This is a genomic window from Microbacterium sp. SLBN-111 (assembly GCF_049739645.1).
Taxonomy (GTDB): Bacteria; Actinomycetota; Actinomycetes; order Actinomycetales; family Microbacteriaceae; genus Microbacterium.
Genome location: NZ_JBMGQH010000001.1, coordinates 992,123 through 1,008,528, shown reverse-complemented (window position 1 = coordinate 1,008,528; position 16,406 = coordinate 992,123). Strand labels below are relative to the sequence as shown.

Sequence of the window (16,406 nt, the reverse complement as noted above, 5' to 3'; positions counted from 1 at the left end):
CTCACCGCCCCGGGAGTGGTTGGGGGGAGGCGGTGAGCACCGTGCCGCTCGTCGGGACGCGAGCGCCCCAAGGGATTGGGTTTCAGCAGGCGGTGAGCGTGTTGAAGGTCACGTAGGCGTTGTTGTTGTAGAACGCGGCTACGGCGTTATCGGGGTCGACTTCCGCCATCGCATTCAGTGCGGTGATGTTGGTTTGGTCGACCCAGAGGTCGTTCGCCGGGCTGACGCGGACGTTCCAGCCGATGACCTTCGAGCCCGTCGGCACTTTGGGGGTGGCATACGGGGTTCCGGTGCCGACAACGCACCAAGACACACCCGTGGTGTCGTTGAACGTGGTGTAGCTACCCGTGCCGCTGAGAGTCGAAAACGCATTGTCCGGATCGACCTTGGCCATCCCGTGGGCTGCGGTGATGTTGGTCTGGTCGACCCAGAGGTCGTTCGTCGGGCTGATGCGGGCGTTCCACCCGATGACTCTTGACCCCGTCGGCAGCTTGGGCGTTTTGTACGGTGTCCCCGTGCCGGTCACGAGCCACGACGCCCCGGTGGTGTCATTGAATGTGGTGTACGCGGTGTTGTTGTAGAGGTCGGCGATTGCGTTGTCAGGGTCTACCTTCGCCATTCCGTAGGTTGCTGTGATGTTGGTCTGGTCGACCCAGAGGTCGTTCGTCGGGCTGACGCGGACGTTGTAGCCGATGACTTTGGAGCCCACCGGTACGTTGGGCGTCTGTATGGGCGCCCCTGTTCCATCGACGCACCACGAGACCCCAGCAGTGTCGTTGAACGTGGTGCGGGAAGTGTTGTTGTCGAATGCTGTGATGACGTTGTTGGGGTCGACCTTTGCCATTCCGTAGGTTGCTGTGATGTTGGTCTGGTCGACCCAGAGGTCGTTCGCCGGGCTGACGCGGACGTTCCATCCGATGACCTTGGAGCCCGTCGGGACCTTCGGTGTGACGTACGGGGTTGCGGTCCCGGGCAGGCACCACGACACCCCGTTCGAGACCGCAGAAAGCGTGGACGCCGACGCCGATGATCCGGTGCTCGCCAAGATGCCCGCAGTGCCGCCGTTGTTCGGCACCTTGACCGGAGCGACATTCATTCGACCGGTACCGTCGGAGGCCCCGCTGAATGAAGTCGTTCCGTCAGAGAATGTGTAGTCGCCTGTCAGATTGACGGTGATCGGAGCATTGCTGACTGGTACCCCGCCGTTCGTCACCGTGACGTAGGCACCCGTGATGGTCGAGCAGGCCGTACCTGTGTAAACGGCCTTGTCGAAAGTCAGCGTCAGTGCCGCGCTGGCGGCGGCTACGGGCGCGGTCGCGGCAGTCGCGATCACGGGAATGCTCCACGCCGCACCGGCGAGGATGGTGCGGCGGGCGATGCCGTCGTCGGGCGCGGAGGCGCGCGAAAGGTCGGTCATGAGGGCTCCTTCGGTTCGGGTTCGGGGTGCCGTCCTTCATGAAGCCAATGACTGTCGCGAAATCGCATTATCGTGTCGCGTGAGCGTCGGGGTTGTCGCCCGGCTGACGCCGCGGGTGACGGTGAGGCCACCGACTTTCGACTCCCAGGGTGACCGGGAAAGGGCGACCCACCGGCATCGCTCGCGGGTGCGCCTAGATTGTCGTGACCGCGCCCGCGGTCGAAAATCGAAGGTCCGATTCCCATGCCCGAAGCCCGTTCCTCCCGCTCGCCGTGGAAGGTGCGTCGCATTCCTCTCGAGGGTCGAGAGGTCGGCGAATGGTTTCGTCTTCGCGGATGGACCGTCGTCGGCGGCGATTCCGAAAGCTCCCACGCCTTCGTCGATGAGGCTTTCGTCGGCGACGTCACCGTTCGGCGCGTATGGCACACGGCACTCACGCTCTCTCTTTCGGCGCCGCGCACGCAGGCGGGGTCGGAAGGAGACACGCTCATCATCCACGTGGCCGGAAGCGGTGTCATCGATCTCGGCAACCGGGGGTCGACGCCGCTCGGCGCGAATGACGTCATCTTCGTGCCCCACCATGTCGGGCTGATGTATCGATCCGATGAGCCGCTCGCGCGCATCGAGGTCGACCACGTGACACGCGCCCGTTCCGACGAAATGTTTCATGCCGACAGCGATCTCATCTCTTCGGTGCTGATCACTTCGGCGGTGAACGCGCTCTTCCATGCCCACGATTCGCGGGGGCAGAGTGGATTCATCGCGGCTCCTGCGGTGGCCGCGGCGCTCAAGGCGCTCACCTCTGCCGTGCGAACGGAGGCATCCCATTCGCCATCCTCACGAATGCGATCCCGTCCGGCCGAGGTGAGCAACGAGGAGCTCTATCAACAGGCGCGCACGATCCTCGAGGCGGAAGCCGTGCGGCACGACCTGTCGATCGACGCGATCGCAGGCCGGCTTGGCACCGGACGACGTCGTTTGGAGCGGGCGTTCCAGGCCCACGGCGAGTCGCCGATCGAGGTGCTCCGCTCCCACCGTCTCCGTCTCGCTCGGACGCTCGTCGAGTCCCAGCGCGATCTGGAGATGACCGAAATCGCGTACCGGACCGGATTCCCCTCCGGGCGCGCGGTCAAGACCGCCCTGAAGAAGCATGGAGTCCGGCTCCCGCCGCAGCACTGACGAACCGGCTCACCCGGCGCGCGAGTTCCCGCGGTACGTCGTCAGCAGGTGCTGGTGTGGGCGAGCGTCCACCAGCCGAGAGACTCGGTGCCCGTCGAAGCGACTCCGGATGCCAGCACGGACCCGTTGACGACGGAGATCAGCCGGCCATCGGGCGCGAGGACGTACACGCCCGTCGCGGGTGTCGAGTTCGCGGGGAGTCCGGAGACACCGGCGCGGTAGGTGTTGCTGCTGTCGACGTAGCCGTAGGTTCCGTCGGTGTTCGCCAGAGCCCACGATCCTTGAGAGGGGCTGCCGAACGCGGCGACGCCGGTGCGAAAAGGCGAACCGCCGCCCGCGGAGATGAGGTTCCCGCTGGGCGTGAGGAGGAGGCCGCCGGGTGCCGGTGTGCAGTTGGCGGGAAGGCCCGCGGCGCCCGCGTGGTAGGTGGTCGCGGCATCCATGTATCCGTAGGTGCCGTCGGTGTTCACGATGGTCCACCAGCCCAGCGACGCCGCGCCGAAGGAGGCGACGCCGGTGCGAAGGGTGGCGCCGGTGACGGACGAGATCAGGCTTCCGCCTGGGGTGAGCAGGAGGCCGCCCGGAGCCGGCCTGCAGTTCGCGGGGAGTCCGGCCAGAGCTGCGTGATACGCATTGTTGTCGTCGATGTACCCGTAGGTGCCGTCGGTGTTCGCGACAGCCCACCATCCCTGCGAGGCGCTGCCGAAGGAGGCGACGCCGGTGCGGACGGCGGGGCTCCCGTCGGAGGGGATGAGGTCTCCGGCGGGGGTGAGGAGCAAGCCGCCAGGGGCGGGCTTGCTGTTGGCGGGGAGCCCCGCGACACTCGGGTGGTACACGTTCGTCTTGTCGACGAATCCGTAGCCGATGGCGGACAGCGTGGCGGATTTGGTCGATCCTCCGCCACTCGCGGTGACCGTGCCCGATGTCCCCGAACCGTCGAGGCGGATATCGGGAACGGAAAACGTGCCGTTCGAACCGGAGTAGCCGGAGACGGAGTTCGAGCCGCCGACGAAGGTGTATCCGGTGGACAACGAGATCGTGATCTGCAGGCCGGCCGCCGGAGCCCCGGAACTGGTGGCCGTCACGGTGATCCCGGTGATTGCCGCGCAGGTGTCGCCGACGTACCCCGTCTTGTCGAAGCTGAGCGTCGCGGCGACGGACGCGGTGGCGGCGGGAGCTGTCGTGGCGGCCGCGATAGCGGGGAGCGTCCAGGCAGCCCCGAAGAGGACGGTTCGTCGAGTGAGCCGGCGGCCGTCCGAGTCGGCCTGCCGCAAAGGGTCGGTCATGGTGGGGCTCCTGTCGGTCGGGTTCCGTATGTCGCCCGGTTGATGGAGCCCCGGGACGACGGGAGCAGAGTAGCGCCGCCCCCGCCCCTTCCTCGGCGGAGCCGGGGCGGGGCGGGGGCGGGTGAGTGGGCCGGGCGGCGGGGTGAGGCGCGGCGGATGTCGGTCTGAGCGCCGCCCTGGCCACGTCCTGCGGCCGCGGGTGGCGATCATCTCGGTCATCTTGCGTTCAGCGCCTGGTACGAATTGCTCTCGCTCTCCACCTCACCGCTTGTGGCGTCGCCACAGCGTGAGTGAGTTGGGTCTCAACATCGCGGCAGGTCGGTCCAGGAGACGGCTGCTGCGTTGTCGGGGGTGATCTGGGAGATGGCGTTGTTGGGGTTGACGCCTGTTTGCCTGCGTGATCCTTGGACCCAGAGCTCGCCGTCGGAGGAGACGCGGGCGTTGTATCCGATGACTTTTGCTCCGTCGGGGGCGTCAATTTGGACCGCGGTTTGCCCGACGATGTAGTTCCAGGCCTTGCCGCTGAAGTCTGTCCAGGAGACGGCTGCTGCGTTGTCGGGGGTGATCTGGGAGATGGCGTTGTTGGGGTTGACGCCTGTTTGCCTGCGTGATCCTTGGACCCAGAGCTCGCCGTCGGCAGACACGCGGGCGTTGTATCCGATGACTTTTGCTCCGTCGGGGGCGTCAATTTGGACCGCGGTTTGCCCGACGATGTAGTTCCACGCCTTGCCGCTGAAGTCTGTCCAGGAGACGGCTGCTGCGTTGTCGGGGGTGATCTGGGAGATGGCGTTGTTGGGGTTGACGCCTGTTTGCCTGCGTGATCCTTGGACCCAGAGCTCGCCGTCGGCAGACACGCGGGCGTTGTATCCGATGACTTTTGCTCCGTCGGGGGCGTCAATTTGGACCGCGGTTTGCCCGACGATGTAGTTCCACGCCTTGCCGCTGAAGTCTGTCCAGGAGATGGCGGCCTCGTTCGTGGGTGTCAGCTCAGCGACCGCGTTGTCGGGATTGACGCCGGTCTGTCTGCGGAGGCCTTGGACCCAGAGCTCGCCGTCGGCAGACACTCGGGCGTTGTATCCGATGACTTTTGCTCCGTCGGGGGCGTCAATTTGGACCGCGGTTTGCCCGACGATGTAGTTCCACGCCTTGCCTGACTGCGGTGCATCTAGGATTGCGGTCGCTGACGCCGCTGTCGACGACGCGATGACAGTCGCAGACCCTCCCTGCCCCGGGATGGAGATGGCCTGTAGGGGGAATCGGCCGTTGCCGCTCGTCGACCCTGTTTGGCTGTTGGAGCCGGTCGTTGTGAAGACGTAACCATCGGACAGCGAGATAGTAATCGGTACTCCGACCGCCGGCACCCCACCGCTGGTTGCTGTCACATAGGCCCCTGTAATCGTGGAGCACGCCGTGCCCGCGTACGTGGCCTTGTCGAACGTAAGTGTCAGGGCGGCGCTGGCGGCGGCTGCGGGCGCGGTCGCGGCGGTGGCGATCACCGGGATGCTCCACGCCGCGCCGGCGAGGATGGTGCGGCGGGCGATGCCGTCGTCGGGCGCGGAGGCGCGCGAAAGGTCGGTCATGAGGGCTCCTTCGGCTCGGGTTCGGGGTGCCGTCCTTCATGAAGTCGCGAAGTGACGCATTCGCGCCCGTCCGTGTCGCAAACGCGGCGGCAGTGTCGGCGCCTCGGCGTCGCGGGTGACCCGACGCGGGCCAGACGAAGGCGTGCGGGTGACCGACGGGCCTCCCGACTGGCGACACCCCGGATCGCCCTGGGACCGCCCCTAGAGTGTCCGGACCCGTCCCGGCATCCATTCCGTCGGAGGTTCACTCATGCCCGAGCCGCGGTCGCCGTGGCGTGTCCGCCGCATCCCGCTCGAGGGGGCCGAGGTCGCCGAATGGTTCCGTCTCCGCGGGTGGGTCGTGGCCGACTCCGCGGCATCCCATGCTTTCATCGACGAAGCCGTCGTGGCCGACGTCGCGATCCGGCGGGTGTGGCACACGGCGCTGACGCTCTCGCGACCCGCCTCGCGCGAGATCGACCACGACACGCTCGTCGTCCACGTCGCCGGCGAGGGCACTGTTCAGATCGGTGACGCGGAGCCCGCCGCCCTTCTGCCCAACGACGTGCTGTTCGTCTCGCGCCGCGTCTCCGTGACGTATCGCAGCGACCAGCCGATCGCGCGCATCGAGATCGATCACGGCTCGCGCGAGCGCGCGGGCGAGATCTTCCACGTGCAGGGCGAGCTCGTGTCGGCCGTCATGATCACCTCCGCCGTCAACGCCCTCTTCCACGCCCATGATTCGCGGGGGGGGGGGGGGGGTATTCAGCGCTGCCGCCGCGGTGGCAGCTTCCCTTCGAGCGCTGATCGCCGCCGTCCGGGCGGAGGCGTCGACGATTTCTGGACCCCGGATGCCACGCCCGCCGGGTGAAGCCGACTACGACCGCCTCTACTCCCACGCGCGCACGATCCTCGACGCCGAAGCGTCGCGAAGAGACCTCACGATCGACACCGTCGCCGCTCGCCTGGGCACGGGACGTCGGCGCCTCGAACGCGCATTCCGGGCGCACGGGGAGTCTCCGGCCGACGTGCTCCGCACCCATCGGTTGACGCTCGCCCGCGCTCTCCTCGCCGCGGAGGGCGATCACGGCCTGGCCGAGATCGCCGAGCGGTCCGGCTTCGCATCCGCTCGCGCGCTGAAGGACGCGCTGTCCAAGCACCGTGCGACGGAATCTCACGGGTCGGGAGGAGTACGCTCGCAACGTCGCCGCGAGTGAAGCGGCGGCTCCAGTCGGTCGTGTTCTCAGTCTCCTCGGGTGAGGTGCGCCGCAGGGTCACGGGAGAACTGAGACGCTGCCCCGCCCCCGTCGGTCGGAGCAACGGGGGCGGGGTGGTGACCGGATGTAGCGGGGAAGACCGCGGGTCCAGTCCCTGACCAGCCTCAGTCCTGAGGGCGGATGAGTCTTGCCCCCGGCTGAGCAGATCGTGCTCGGCCGGGGGCGGAGCCGGGCTGTACTCGCATCCCTGTCGTTTTCCTGACGGAGAAAGCAGCGGACCTCTTTTCCTAACAGTTCTCGGTGACCCAGTTGCTCCAGTAGGCGACTCCGTTCTGCATCTCGCCTGCCGCGGACTTAACTTTGCTCGTAATCTTCTGCGACTGCCCCTGGTACAAATCTCCGCTGGGTGTCAAGAACAGATAGCTCCCGCATGCGATCGTGCCAGCGGGGAACGTGACGTCGACTATTGATCCATTCGAAAGTCGGTGGCCGCCCGTCCCGTCGGATCGCATGAAAGTTACAAACCACCCCACATTCGTCTCACCGTGGCTGACTACCGATGTGACGTCGGAAGCCACATGGTCAAAATACAAGTAGAGTTCACGGTCGGGCGTCAAGAAGGTCATCGGTGATGGGCATATCGTTCGGGCGGGAAAGGAATGGGTGCTGACGACGCCGTTGATTTCTGTCAGTGAGGCGGAGCCGGCTGCCGTGATCCAATTGGTCCAGTAACCTACCCCCTGCTGCATTTGGCTCGCCGCGGAGAATACCTGAACGTCGATCCTCGCCGATTGGCCCCGATAAAGCTCTCCGAGCGGGGTGAGGAACAGGTAGTTGCCGCAAGCGGTCGTACCGCTCGGGAACGTTACGTCGATGGTCGTGCCATTCGAGAGGCGGTGCCCGCCCGTGCCATCTGATCGCATGAAGGTCACAAACCAGCCGACGTTGGCCTCGCCGTGGCTCCTCACCGACGTGACGTTCGAGGTGACTAACGAATTGTACAGATAGAGGTCTCGGTCCGGAGTCAGATACGTCATGGGCGCTGGGCAGGTTGTGCCTTTCGGGTAGGACATTGTCGAATAGTTAGGCGAGTTATCTGACAAGCCCGCGTTCTTGACGATGGGTGCGACGGCGCTGGCGGTGGCGGAGCTCGAGTCACTCAGGCTCGCAATGGTCGCGGTGCCGCCTGTGTTCGGAACGTTAATCGTCGGCAGTGCGACCTGGCCGTTACCGCCGCTGAGCTGCGTGTTGCTGGTCGTCCCATCGCTGAACGTGTAGCCGCCGCTTAGGTTCGTCGTGACACTGCGGCCCGGCGTGGGAATCCCGCCGACGGTCACTGTTATGTAGGCCCCGGGAATGGTTCCGCACGCGATGCCACTGTATGTGCTCTTATCGAAGGTGAGTACCGCCGGGGTGGAGGCGGCGGCCGCAACGGGCGCCGCTGCGGTGACGGCAATGGCGGGAATGGTCCATGCAGCGCCCTGCAGGATGGTACGCCGATCTACGTCAGCGGGGGGGGGGGGGGGGGGGGGGGGGGGGGGGGGGGGGGGGGGGCAGAGAGCGAGTGCTGGTCGCGGGTAGTAGTCATGGCGATGCCCTTCGGGTGGTCATTGCTGGCGGAACTTGGGTTGTCGATTGTCATCCCGTGCGGGGGTGACCGGACGGGCCGCTGTCTGCGCAGGAGGGATGGTGAACTGGCCCTCGATTGCTGGGTAACGGCGGTACAGTTCGGAGGCTGGCGATGCGACGGTGTGCGAGCCCCGCTTTCATCTAGGGGTTGAGATTGACCGGGGCAACCCGACAGGTAGCCCCGGAACCGTAAACAATCACCAGCTCAACCCGCCACCTGTGGGTTGCAGTCCGCGTCTTCGCAGCTAGTGCCGCGATCTGCGGCTTCGCGTCACGTGCACCCTTGCCTCACCTGCCGAGATCGCCGAGCGGTCCGGCTTCGCATCCGCTCGCGCGCTGAAAGACGCGCTGTCCAAGCACGGTGCGACGGAATCTCAAGGGTCGGGAGGAGTACGCTCGCAACGTCGCCGCGAGTGAAGCGGCGCGGTCGCTCATCCCGGAGGAGCCCGATGTCGCTGACCCCCGTACGCGGCACCGCGACCATCGAAGAGGTCGCCGCACGAGCAGGTGTGTCCCGTTCCACCGTGTCGCGCGTGGTCAACGGCTCGACCGCGGTGTCGCCCGCCGCGCTCGAAGCTGTGCGGCGCGCGATCGACGAGCTGCAGTACGTGCCCAACCGCGCGGCCCGCTCCCTCGCCAGCCGCCAGACGCGGGCCATCGCCCTCGTCATCCCCGAAGACACGGACCGCTTCTTCGGCGACCCGTTCTTCGGATCGATCGTGGCGGGCATCGGCGAGGTCATCGGCGAGTCCGACTACGTCATGAACATGCTGATCGCCAGCGACGACGCGAGCGCCAAGGCCCTCGGCTACCTGCGGAGCGGCAGCGTCGACGGCGCGATCGTCGCGTCGCACCACACCAGCGACACGTTCGTGGACCGCCTCGCCGACACCGTTCCCGTCGTCTTCGGCGGACGCCCCGCTCGCGTGCGCTCCACTGATCACTACGTCGACGTCGACAACGTCCAGGGCGGGCGGGATGCCACCCGCTACCTCCTCGATCGTGGTCACCGCCGCATCGCGACGGTATCCGGACCCTCCGACATGCCCGCCGGTATCGACCGGCTGCAGGGGTTCCGCGAGGTGCTCGACGAAGCCGGGCTCGAGCCGGTGGCCGTGGAGGACGGCGACTTCACCGAGGTCGGCGGTGCCGAGGCGATGCGCCGGATCCTGGCATCCGGAGATCTTCCCGACGCGCTGTTCGTCGCGAGCGACCTCATGGCCCGTGGCGCGTACACCGCGCTGCGCGAGCACGGCCACGAGCCGGGGCGCGACATCGCCGTCATCGGGTTCGACGACTCGGCGGTGGCGACGTCGCTGGTGCCCGCGCTCACTACGGTGCGTCAGCCCTCGCACGACCAGGGCCGTCAGATGGCGACGATGCTGCTCGACGTGCTCGCGGGGAGGGCGACCGCGAACGCCGCGATCCTGCCGACCGAGATCATCGAGCGCGCGTCCGCCTGAGACACGGGCCTCGGTCACCCGCTAGGGTGGGCGCACCGCGCCGCCCACACCCGCATTCGCGCGCGCGCCGAGAGGACCCGCCATGCCTCGATGGAGAAGCGCTGCCGTCGCCGCGGCCGTGATCGCGATCGCCGGTCTCGCCGGCTGCGTTCCCGAGCCGGCGACTCCCGTCGCGACCGAGACCGCGACGCCCACGGTGACCGTCGCGACGCCGACGCCCGCGGCCACCCCCACGCCCACCGCGTCCGAGACCTCCACCAGCGTGGCGGCCCGGGTCCCGGCATCCTGCGACGAACTCGGCACCGCGAGCAGCCGGGCCGAGACCGTGGGCGGCTTGACCGCGCAGCACGCCGACGGGTTCGTCCGTCCCTCGCCGCCGAACGCCACCACGAAGCTGTCGTGCAACTGGATCCAGGAGGAGGCGGCGGCCGTCCTGCTCATCGTCAGCACCGCGACCCCCGCCGATGTCAACGACGGCCTCCAGCAGCTGGCATCCGAGGGGTATCAGTGCCAGGCCGCGCAGGACTTCGGGGCGCAGTACTGCATGCGCCCGGGCGACGCAGCCAGCAGCGAAGACGTGGTCGTCGCGCGCGACGACGTGTGGATCTACCTCGAGACCGTGAACGTCAACGCGCGCGCGTGGCTGTCCGACATCGCGGCGCAGATCTTCGGCTGACCCGGCTCGCGATCAGCGGTCGCGGGGAAGCGGCTGCTGGTACACGTCCGGGATGTCGTCGCCGTCGGCATCCACCTCTTCCTCCGCCGCGAGCTGCTTGTAGCGACGGTTGCGCATGAGCAGGACGCCGGCCGCCAGGAGGGATGCCAGGAGCGACGCGACCATGATCGCGATCTTCGCGTCGTCGGTGTGCTCCGAGCCCGCGGGGAAGCTGAGTTCCGCGATGAGCAGCGACACCGTGAACCCGATGCCCGCGAGGAGGCCGACGCCGGCGAGGTCGATCCACCTCAGCGCCGGGTCGAGGCGCACCTTCGTCACGAGCGTGAGCACGCGGACCCCGAGCAGGATGCCGATCGGCTTACCCAGCACGAGGCCCGCGACGACGCCGATCGTGACGGGGTCCATCACCGCACGCGCGAGGCCTTCGCCGCCGCCGATCGCGACGCCCGCCGCGAAGAACGCGAAGATCGGGACCGCGACGCCGGCCGACAGCGGACGGAAGCGGTGCTCGAACTGCTCGGCGAGGTCCATGCCGCGGATCTCGGGCTGACGCTTCGACGGGGCGACCGGGATCGTGAACGCCAGCGCGACACCCGCGATCGTCGCGTGGACGCCGGACGCGTGCAGGAACGCCCACGCCGCGAAACCGATCGGCAGCAGCACGACCCACGCGGCCCACCCGTGCCGTGCGAACCACGCACGGCCGAGGTGCGCGATGACGCCGTAGATCGCGACGAGGACCGCGAAGATCGCGAGCGGGAGGAGCGAGATGTCGCTCGTGTAGAACAGGGCGATGATCGCGATCGCGATGAGGTCGTCGACCACCGCGAGGGTCAGCAGGAAGATGCGCAACGGACCCGGCAGGTGTGACCCGACGAGCGCGAGCACGGCCACCGCGAACGCGATGTCGGTCGCGGCGGGGATCGCCCACCCGGCGAGCAGGCTCGGCTGCGACGACGTCACCAGCACGTAGATCAGCGCCGGCACCGCGACGCCCGCCGCCGCGGCGGTGATCGGCACGATCGCGGTGCTGAAGCGGCGCAGGCTCCCCGCGACGATCTCGCGCTTGAGCTCGAGCCCGACCATGAAGAAGAAGATCGCCAGCAGCCCGTCCGCAGCCCAGGACCCGACACTCAGCTCGAGGTGCCACGGCTCGTACCCGAACCGCAGGTCGCGCAGCGCGAAGTACGCGTCCGAGGCGGGGGAGTTCGCCCAGATGATCGCCGCGATCGCGGCCACCACCAGCAGCATCCCGCCGACCGATTCGCGGCGCAGCAGCGTGGTGACGCGGTGGACCTCGCGGTAGCCCGGCCAGCTCGGCGCGCGCACGGGGGTTTCGTTCATGGCATCCCTTTCGGGGTCGTCGACACGATCGTCGACCAGACTTCCCGACACGCCGCGTCCAGTTTACCCGGGGCGGGCGGGCTGTTCCGCGTGTCCGGCGCGGCGGTGGAGTGCGCGAGGTGGGCGCCAGATCACGTGAAGTGGCCGAGCGTACGGGCTATGGCCGGTCATGGCGTGTACGTTCGGCCAGATCACGTGAAGTGGCGGCCGCAGCGGCGGCGGGATGCCACCCGCCCGGCGCGTCAGGACGGGTCGCCGCCCAGCGGACCCACGGCGGGGATGGGGCCGCCGTCGTCGGCGCCGGTCTTGCGGGCGCGGGCGATCGCGTTGCCGAGGTGGTAGATCAGCAGGGCGGCGACGGCGCCGAGCACGATCGCGCCCAGCTGGAAGTCGCCCCACTGCATCGTGAACCCGGCGATCGCGAGCACCAGCGCGACGGCACCCGTGTACTGGTTGACCGGGCGCGAGAAGTCGACGCGGTTGTCGACCCAGATCTTGATGCCGATGATCCCGATGAGGCCGTACAGCGCGGTGGTCACACCGCCGAGCACGCCCGCCGGGATCGTGTTGAACACCGCCCCGATCTTCGGCGACAGGCTCAGCACGATGGCGGTGAGGCCGGCGACCCAGTACACCGCCGTCGAGTACACGCGGGTCGCGGCCATCACGCCGATGTTCTCGCCGTACGTCGTGGTGCCCGAGCCGCCGAACGTGCCCGCGAGCGTCGTCGCGACACCGTCGGCGATGAGCGCGCGTCCGGTGGAGCGGTTGGCCGTGGCATCCGTCATCGCCGCCACACCCCGCACGTGCCCGACGTTCTCGGCCACGAGCACCAGCACGACGGGGAGGAACATCGCGATGACCGACCAGGTCTGCGGCGTCGCGAAGTTCGCGACCTCGAAATGGGGCAGACCCACCCACGGCGCGGCCTCCACCGGGGCGAAGTCGATGAGTGTCTCGCCCGACGCGGCCTGGATCAGCACCGTCGCGACGTACCCGACGATCACGCCGAGGAAGATCGAGATGCGGCCGAGGAATCCGCGGAACAGGACGCTGAACAGGATCACCGCGACGAGCGTGATCGTGCCGGGCAGCGGCTGCTTCTGGAAGTTGGACCACGCGACGGGCGCGAGGTTGAAGCCGATCAGGGCGACGATCGCGCCGGCCACCACGGGCGGCATGACGCGGTCGACCCACCCGAGACCGACGAACTGCACGACCACACCGATGATCGCGAGCAGGATGCCGACGGCCACGATGCCCGCGAGAGCCGACCCCGTTCCTCCGGTCGCGGTCGCCGCGGTGACGGGCGCGATGAACGCGAACGACGAGCCGAGGTAGCTGGGGAGCCGGTTGCGGGTCACGAGGAGGAACAGCAGCGTCCCGACACCCGAGAACAGCAACGTCGTAGACACCGGGAAGTCGGTGAGCACCGGCACCAGGAACGTCGCGCCGAACATCGCGATGACGTGCTGCAGCCCGATGGCGATCGTGGCGCCCCAGTTGAGGCGTTCGCCCGGGGCGACGACCGCGCCCGGCGCGACCGTGCGCCCGTTCCCGTGCAGCTTCCAGCGGAACATGTGGTCTCCTCGCGGTGGGGTGGGGGGTGGATGCCGAGTGCTCGGTGCATCGGTCGGCTCAGGCTCGGCCAGATCACGTGATCTGGCCGAGCGTACGGCTTGCGGCCGTCCCTGACGCGTACGTTCGCCCAGATCACGTGATCTGGCGCACAGGAGCAGGACCCGGGCCCGGCCGGGCCGCGGGCCTCAGGACGTCAGGCGCTCGAGCAGTTCGGCGTAGCGGGCGCGGGTGCGCGCCACGATGTCGTCGGGGAGCGCGGGCGGCTCGCCCTGCTTGTCCCAGTGGGCGGCGAGCCAGTCGCGGACGATCTGCTTGTCGAAGCTCGCCATCCGTTCGGCGGGGGTCGTGCCGGTGCGCCAGGCCTCGGCATCCCAGTACCGGGACGAGTCCGACGTCAGTACCTCGTCCGCGAGCGTCAGGACTCCCGCGGCGTCGTAGCCGAACTCGAACTTCGTGTCGGCGAGGATGAGCCCGCGCTTCTCGGCGATCGCGGAGGCGCGACGGTAGATCTCGAGCGACAGGTCGCGCAGGGCGGCGGCGGTGTCTTCGCCGACGAGCTCGACCGAACGCTTGTACGTGATGTTCTCGTCGTGCTCGCCCATCGGCGCCTTGTAGGCGGGGGTGTACAGGGGTTCCGGCAGCCGGTCGCCGTCGCCGAGTCCCTCGGGAAGCGGGATGCCGCACACCGTGCGCGACTCCTGGTATTCGGCCCAGCCCGATCCGGTCAGGTACCCGCGCACGACGCATTCGATCGGCTGCATGTCGAGCGACCGGACGAGCATGGCGCGTCCGCGCACGGCATCCGGGATCAGCTCCACCGCATCGTCCCCCTCGAGCACGTGGTCGGCGGCGAGATGGTTCGGGATGCCACGACCCCCGTCGGCACCCGCGAGACGGTCGAACCACCACAGGCTCAGCGTCGTCAACAGGACGCCCTTGTCGGGGATGCCGGGGCTCAGCACGTGATCGAACGCGCTGACCCGGTCGCTCGCGACGACCAGCAGGTGCGCCGGCGTGGCACCCTCGGCGGTGTCGGCGGGGACGTAGAGGTCGCGGACCTTGCCCGAGTAGACGTGGCGCCAGCCGTCGAGGACGAGGGGGGAAGCGGGGATCACCCGCTCATTATCGCGGGTCGGCTCGCGCGCCGATGGCCGCGCGGGCAGAGATTTTGTCACATCGCGGCTCCGCGCGCCCGCCCCCCTGCGGTGTCGGACCCGGTCGCTACGGTCGAAGGATGACCGAGGCGACCCCCGACACCGCGGCATCCATCGATCCTCCCGACGGAAGCGCCCACCGCCACACCCTGCGCGGCTGGGTGTTCTGGCCCGCCGCTGCGATTGCGCTCGCGTTCATCGCGTTCGCGCTGATCTTCCCGAATGCCGCCGAGACGGCCTTCGGCACTCTGCAGACGGCGATCGTCTCGGCGTTCAACTGGTACTACGTGCTGATCGCGGCGTTCTTCGTGGCGTTCGCGCTGACGATGGGCTTCAGCCGGTTCGGGCGCATCAAGCTCGGCCGCGACGACGACGAGCCCGAGTTCTCGACGCTGTCCTGGTTCTCGCTGCTCTTCGCGGCGGGCATGGGCATCGGGCTGGTGTTCTACGGCGTGAGCGAACCGCTCAGCCACTTCGCCTCGCCGCGCCCCGGCGTCGAGGGCACGGCGACGCAGCTCGCGCAGCAGGCGATGTCGCAGACGTTCCTCCACTGGGGTGTGCACGCGTGGTCGATCTATGTCGTGATCGGGCTCGCGCTCGCCTACGCCTTCCACCGCCGCAAGCGTCCGCGGACGATCCGGTGGGCGCTCGAACCGATCCTCGGTGCCCGGCTCGTGCAGGGCGGATGGGGCAATGCGATCGACGTGGCCGCGCTCGTCGGCACGCTGTTCGGTGTCGCGACGTCGCTCGGTCTTGGCGTCATCCAGATCAGCGCTGGCCTCGAGTTCCTCGATGTCGCGCCGACGACGCTCGTCAGCCAGGCGGTGCTGATCGGCGTCATCACGGCGTTCGTGCTGTTCTCGGTGCTCTCGGGCGTCGGGCGCGGCATGAAGTGGCTGTCGAACTTCAACCTGGTGCTCGCCGGTCTGCTGATGCTGTTCGTGCTCTTCGCGGGGCCGACCGAATTCCTCCTGAGGGATGCCGTGCAGTCGATCGGCAACTACATCCAGAACTTCGTCGGACTCTCGTTCACCACGAGCGCCTACTCCGGCGACGCGGGCGTCGCATGGCAGGGCACGTGGACGGCGTTCTACTGGGGCTGGTGGATCTCGTGGGCGCCGTTCGTCGGCATCTTCATCGCGCGCATCTCCCGCGGACGCACGGTGCGCGAGTTCGTCACCGGAGTGATCCTGGTGCCCACGCTCGTCGGCATTCTGTGGTTCACGGTGCTCGGCGGCTCGGCGATCTACGCCGAACTGACCGGCTCGGCGACGTTCGTCGGCGCGGACGGCACGATCGACGTGTCGACGGCGCTGTTCCAGCTGCTCGAGACGATTCCCGGGTCGGTGTTCCTCGTGATCGGGTTCCTGGTGCTCATCGGGATCTTCTTCATCACCTCGGCCGACTCCGGTGCGCTCGTGATGAGCATGATCGCGACGGGCGGCGAGGAGGAGCCGCCGCGATGGACCCGCATCTTCTTCACTCTCGCGACCGCGGTCATCGCGTTCGCCCTGTTGATCGCCGGCGGGCTCACGGCGCTGCAGACGGCGGCGATCAGCATCGCGCTGCCGTTCAGCCTCGTGCTGCTCGCGATCTGCGCGGCCACGGTCGTCGCGTTCCGTCGGGAGCTGAAGGCCTACGACCGTGTCGAGCGCGCGCAGCTGCGCGACCAGATCGGCGAGCACTACGGACTCGAGGTCGAGGAGGCCAACCAGCGCGGCATCTTCGGCCTCCCCGCCCGGTGGCGGCGGCGTCGCACGGCGGACGCGGACGCGCCCGCGGGGTAGCGCCGGGGCGGGGGCGGGGGCCTGCGGCGTTGCGGGGCTGCGGCTGCACCGGGGGCTGCGGCTGCGCTGGGGCTGCGGCTGCGCTGGGGCTGCGGCGTTCCGGGGCTGCGGCTC

The 16,406-nt window shown here is 68.3% G+C and carries 13 protein-coding genes; 6 read left to right on the top strand and 7 right to left on the bottom strand.

The genetic code is table 11. The features are described 5' to 3' along the window. Window positions 1–82 precede the first annotated feature (82 nt). On the bottom strand, window positions 83–1,417 hold the full coding sequence (locus RKD05_RS04770) for a hypothetical protein (RefSeq protein WP_424708370.1): 1,335 nt from the start codon (window positions 1,415–1,417) through the stop codon (window positions 83–85). A 243-nt stretch (window positions 1,418–1,660) separates the two neighbouring features. Here RKD05_RS04770 and RKD05_RS04765 point away from each other — a divergent pair, with 243 nt between their 5' ends. Further along, complete coding sequence (locus tag RKD05_RS04765; protein WP_424708368.1) at window positions 1,661–2,596, top strand: helix-turn-helix domain-containing protein; 936 nt, start codon at window positions 1,661–1,663, stop codon at window positions 2,594–2,596. Between the two features lie 41 nt (window positions 2,597–2,637). Here the strand turns inward: RKD05_RS04765 and RKD05_RS04760 are convergent, their stop codons facing one another. Beyond that, on the bottom strand, window positions 2,638–3,882 hold the full coding sequence (locus RKD05_RS04760) for a hypothetical protein (RefSeq protein ID WP_424708367.1): 1,245 nt from the start codon (window positions 3,880–3,882) through the stop codon (window positions 2,638–2,640). A gap of 302 nt (window positions 3,883–4,184) precedes the next feature. After that, window positions 4,185–5,462 carry a hypothetical protein gene (locus tag RKD05_RS04755; RefSeq protein WP_424708365.1) on the bottom strand — a complete coding sequence of 426 codons (1,278 nt, stop codon included), beginning with the start codon at window positions 5,460–5,462 and terminating at the stop codon, window positions 4,185–4,187. Between the two features lie 250 nt (window positions 5,463–5,712). Here RKD05_RS04755 and RKD05_RS04750 point away from each other — a divergent pair, with 250 nt between their 5' ends. Beyond that, window positions 5,713–6,312, top strand: coding sequence for a hypothetical protein (locus RKD05_RS04750; protein WP_424708363.1), 600 nt, complete (start codon window positions 5,713–5,715; stop codon window positions 6,310–6,312). After that, on the top strand, window positions 6,293–6,658 hold the full coding sequence (locus tag RKD05_RS04745) for a helix-turn-helix domain-containing protein (RefSeq protein WP_424708362.1): 366 nt from the start codon (window positions 6,293–6,295) through the stop codon (window positions 6,656–6,658). The genes RKD05_RS04750 and RKD05_RS04745 overlap by 20 nt, the downstream gene beginning before the upstream one ends. A 287-nt stretch (window positions 6,659–6,945) precedes the next feature. On the opposite strand, the gene RKD05_RS04740 is transcribed toward RKD05_RS04745, so the two are convergent. Continuing rightward, window positions 6,946–7,995: a hypothetical protein gene (locus RKD05_RS04740; RefSeq protein ID WP_424708361.1), complete on the bottom strand. Its 1,050-nt coding sequence runs from the start codon at window positions 7,993–7,995 to the stop codon at window positions 6,946–6,948. Window positions 7,996–8,736: 741 nt separating this feature from the next. On the opposite strand from RKD05_RS04740, the gene RKD05_RS04735 reads away from it, so the two are divergent. Beyond that, window positions 8,737–9,750, top strand: coding sequence for a LacI family DNA-binding transcriptional regulator (locus RKD05_RS04735; protein ID WP_424708360.1), 1,014 nt, complete (start codon window positions 8,737–8,739; stop codon window positions 9,748–9,750). Window positions 9,751–9,832: 82 nt separating this feature from the next. After that, the gene (locus RKD05_RS04730; protein WP_424708358.1) at window positions 9,833–10,426 is read left to right on the top strand and encodes a hypothetical protein; all 594 of its coding nucleotides are present in this window, start codon (window positions 9,833–9,835) and stop codon (window positions 10,424–10,426) included. Window positions 10,427–10,438: 12 nt separating this feature from the next. Here RKD05_RS04730 and nhaA read toward each other — a convergent pair whose 3' ends face one another. From nhaA to RKD05_RS04715, 3 genes are all read right to left on the bottom strand, one after another. After that, entirely contained in the window at window positions 10,439–11,770 is a 1,332-nt protein-coding gene (nhaA, locus tag RKD05_RS04725) for a Na+/H+ antiporter NhaA (protein WP_424711769.1), read from the bottom strand. Window positions 11,771–12,012: 242 nt separating this feature from the next. After that, on the bottom strand, window positions 12,013–13,350 hold the full coding sequence (locus tag RKD05_RS04720; protein ID WP_424708357.1) for a uracil-xanthine permease family protein: 1,338 nt from the start codon (window positions 13,348–13,350) through the stop codon (window positions 12,013–12,015). A 186-nt stretch (window positions 13,351–13,536) separates the two neighbouring features. Beyond that, complete coding sequence (locus RKD05_RS04715) at window positions 13,537–14,466, bottom strand: phosphoribosylaminoimidazolesuccinocarboxamide synthase (protein ID WP_424708356.1); 930 nt, start codon at window positions 14,464–14,466, stop codon at window positions 13,537–13,539. 119 nt (window positions 14,467–14,585) lie between these two features. Between RKD05_RS04715 and RKD05_RS04710 the strand changes: the two genes are divergently transcribed. Beyond that, window positions 14,586–16,292: a BCCT family transporter gene (locus RKD05_RS04710; protein ID WP_424708355.1), complete on the top strand. Its 1,707-nt coding sequence runs from the start codon at window positions 14,586–14,588 to the stop codon at window positions 16,290–16,292. Window positions 16,293–16,406: the final 114 nt, after the last annotated feature.

Bases quoted from the DNA above. Each gene is read 5' to 3' on its own strand.
- RKD05_RS04755 (WP_424708365.1), bottom strand. From the start codon at position 5,462: ATGACCGACCTTTCGCGCGCCTCCGCGCCCGACGACGGCATCGCCCGC.
- RKD05_RS04750 (WP_424708363.1), top strand. From the start codon at position 5,713: ATGCCCGAGCCGCGGTCGCCGTGGCGTGTCCGCCGCATCCCGCTCGAG.
- RKD05_RS04720 (WP_424708357.1), bottom strand. From the start codon at position 13,350: ATGTTCCGCTGGAAGCTGCACGGGAACGGGCGCACGGTCGCGCCGGGC.
- RKD05_RS04710 (WP_424708355.1), top strand. From the start codon at position 14,586: ATGACCGAGGCGACCCCCGACACCGCGGCATCCATCGATCCTCCCGAC.
- RKD05_RS04760 (WP_424708367.1), bottom strand. From the start codon at position 3,882: ATGACCGACCCTTTGCGGCAGGCCGACTCGGACGGCCGCCGGCTCACT.
- RKD05_RS04765 (WP_424708368.1), top strand. From the start codon at position 1,661: ATGCCCGAAGCCCGTTCCTCCCGCTCGCCGTGGAAGGTGCGTCGCATT.
- RKD05_RS04730 (WP_424708358.1), top strand. From the start codon at position 9,833: ATGCCTCGATGGAGAAGCGCTGCCGTCGCCGCGGCCGTGATCGCGATC.
- nhaA (WP_424711769.1), bottom strand. From the start codon at position 11,770: ATGAACGAAACCCCCGTGCGCGCGCCGAGCTGGCCGGGCTACCGCGAG.
- RKD05_RS04735 (WP_424708360.1), top strand. From the start codon at position 8,737: ATGTCGCTGACCCCCGTACGCGGCACCGCGACCATCGAAGAGGTCGCC.
- RKD05_RS04745 (WP_424708362.1), top strand. From the start codon at position 6,293: ATGCCACGCCCGCCGGGTGAAGCCGACTACGACCGCCTCTACTCCCAC.
- RKD05_RS04770 (WP_424708370.1), bottom strand. From the start codon at position 1,417: ATGACCGACCTTTCGCGCGCCTCCGCGCCCGACGACGGCATCGCCCGC.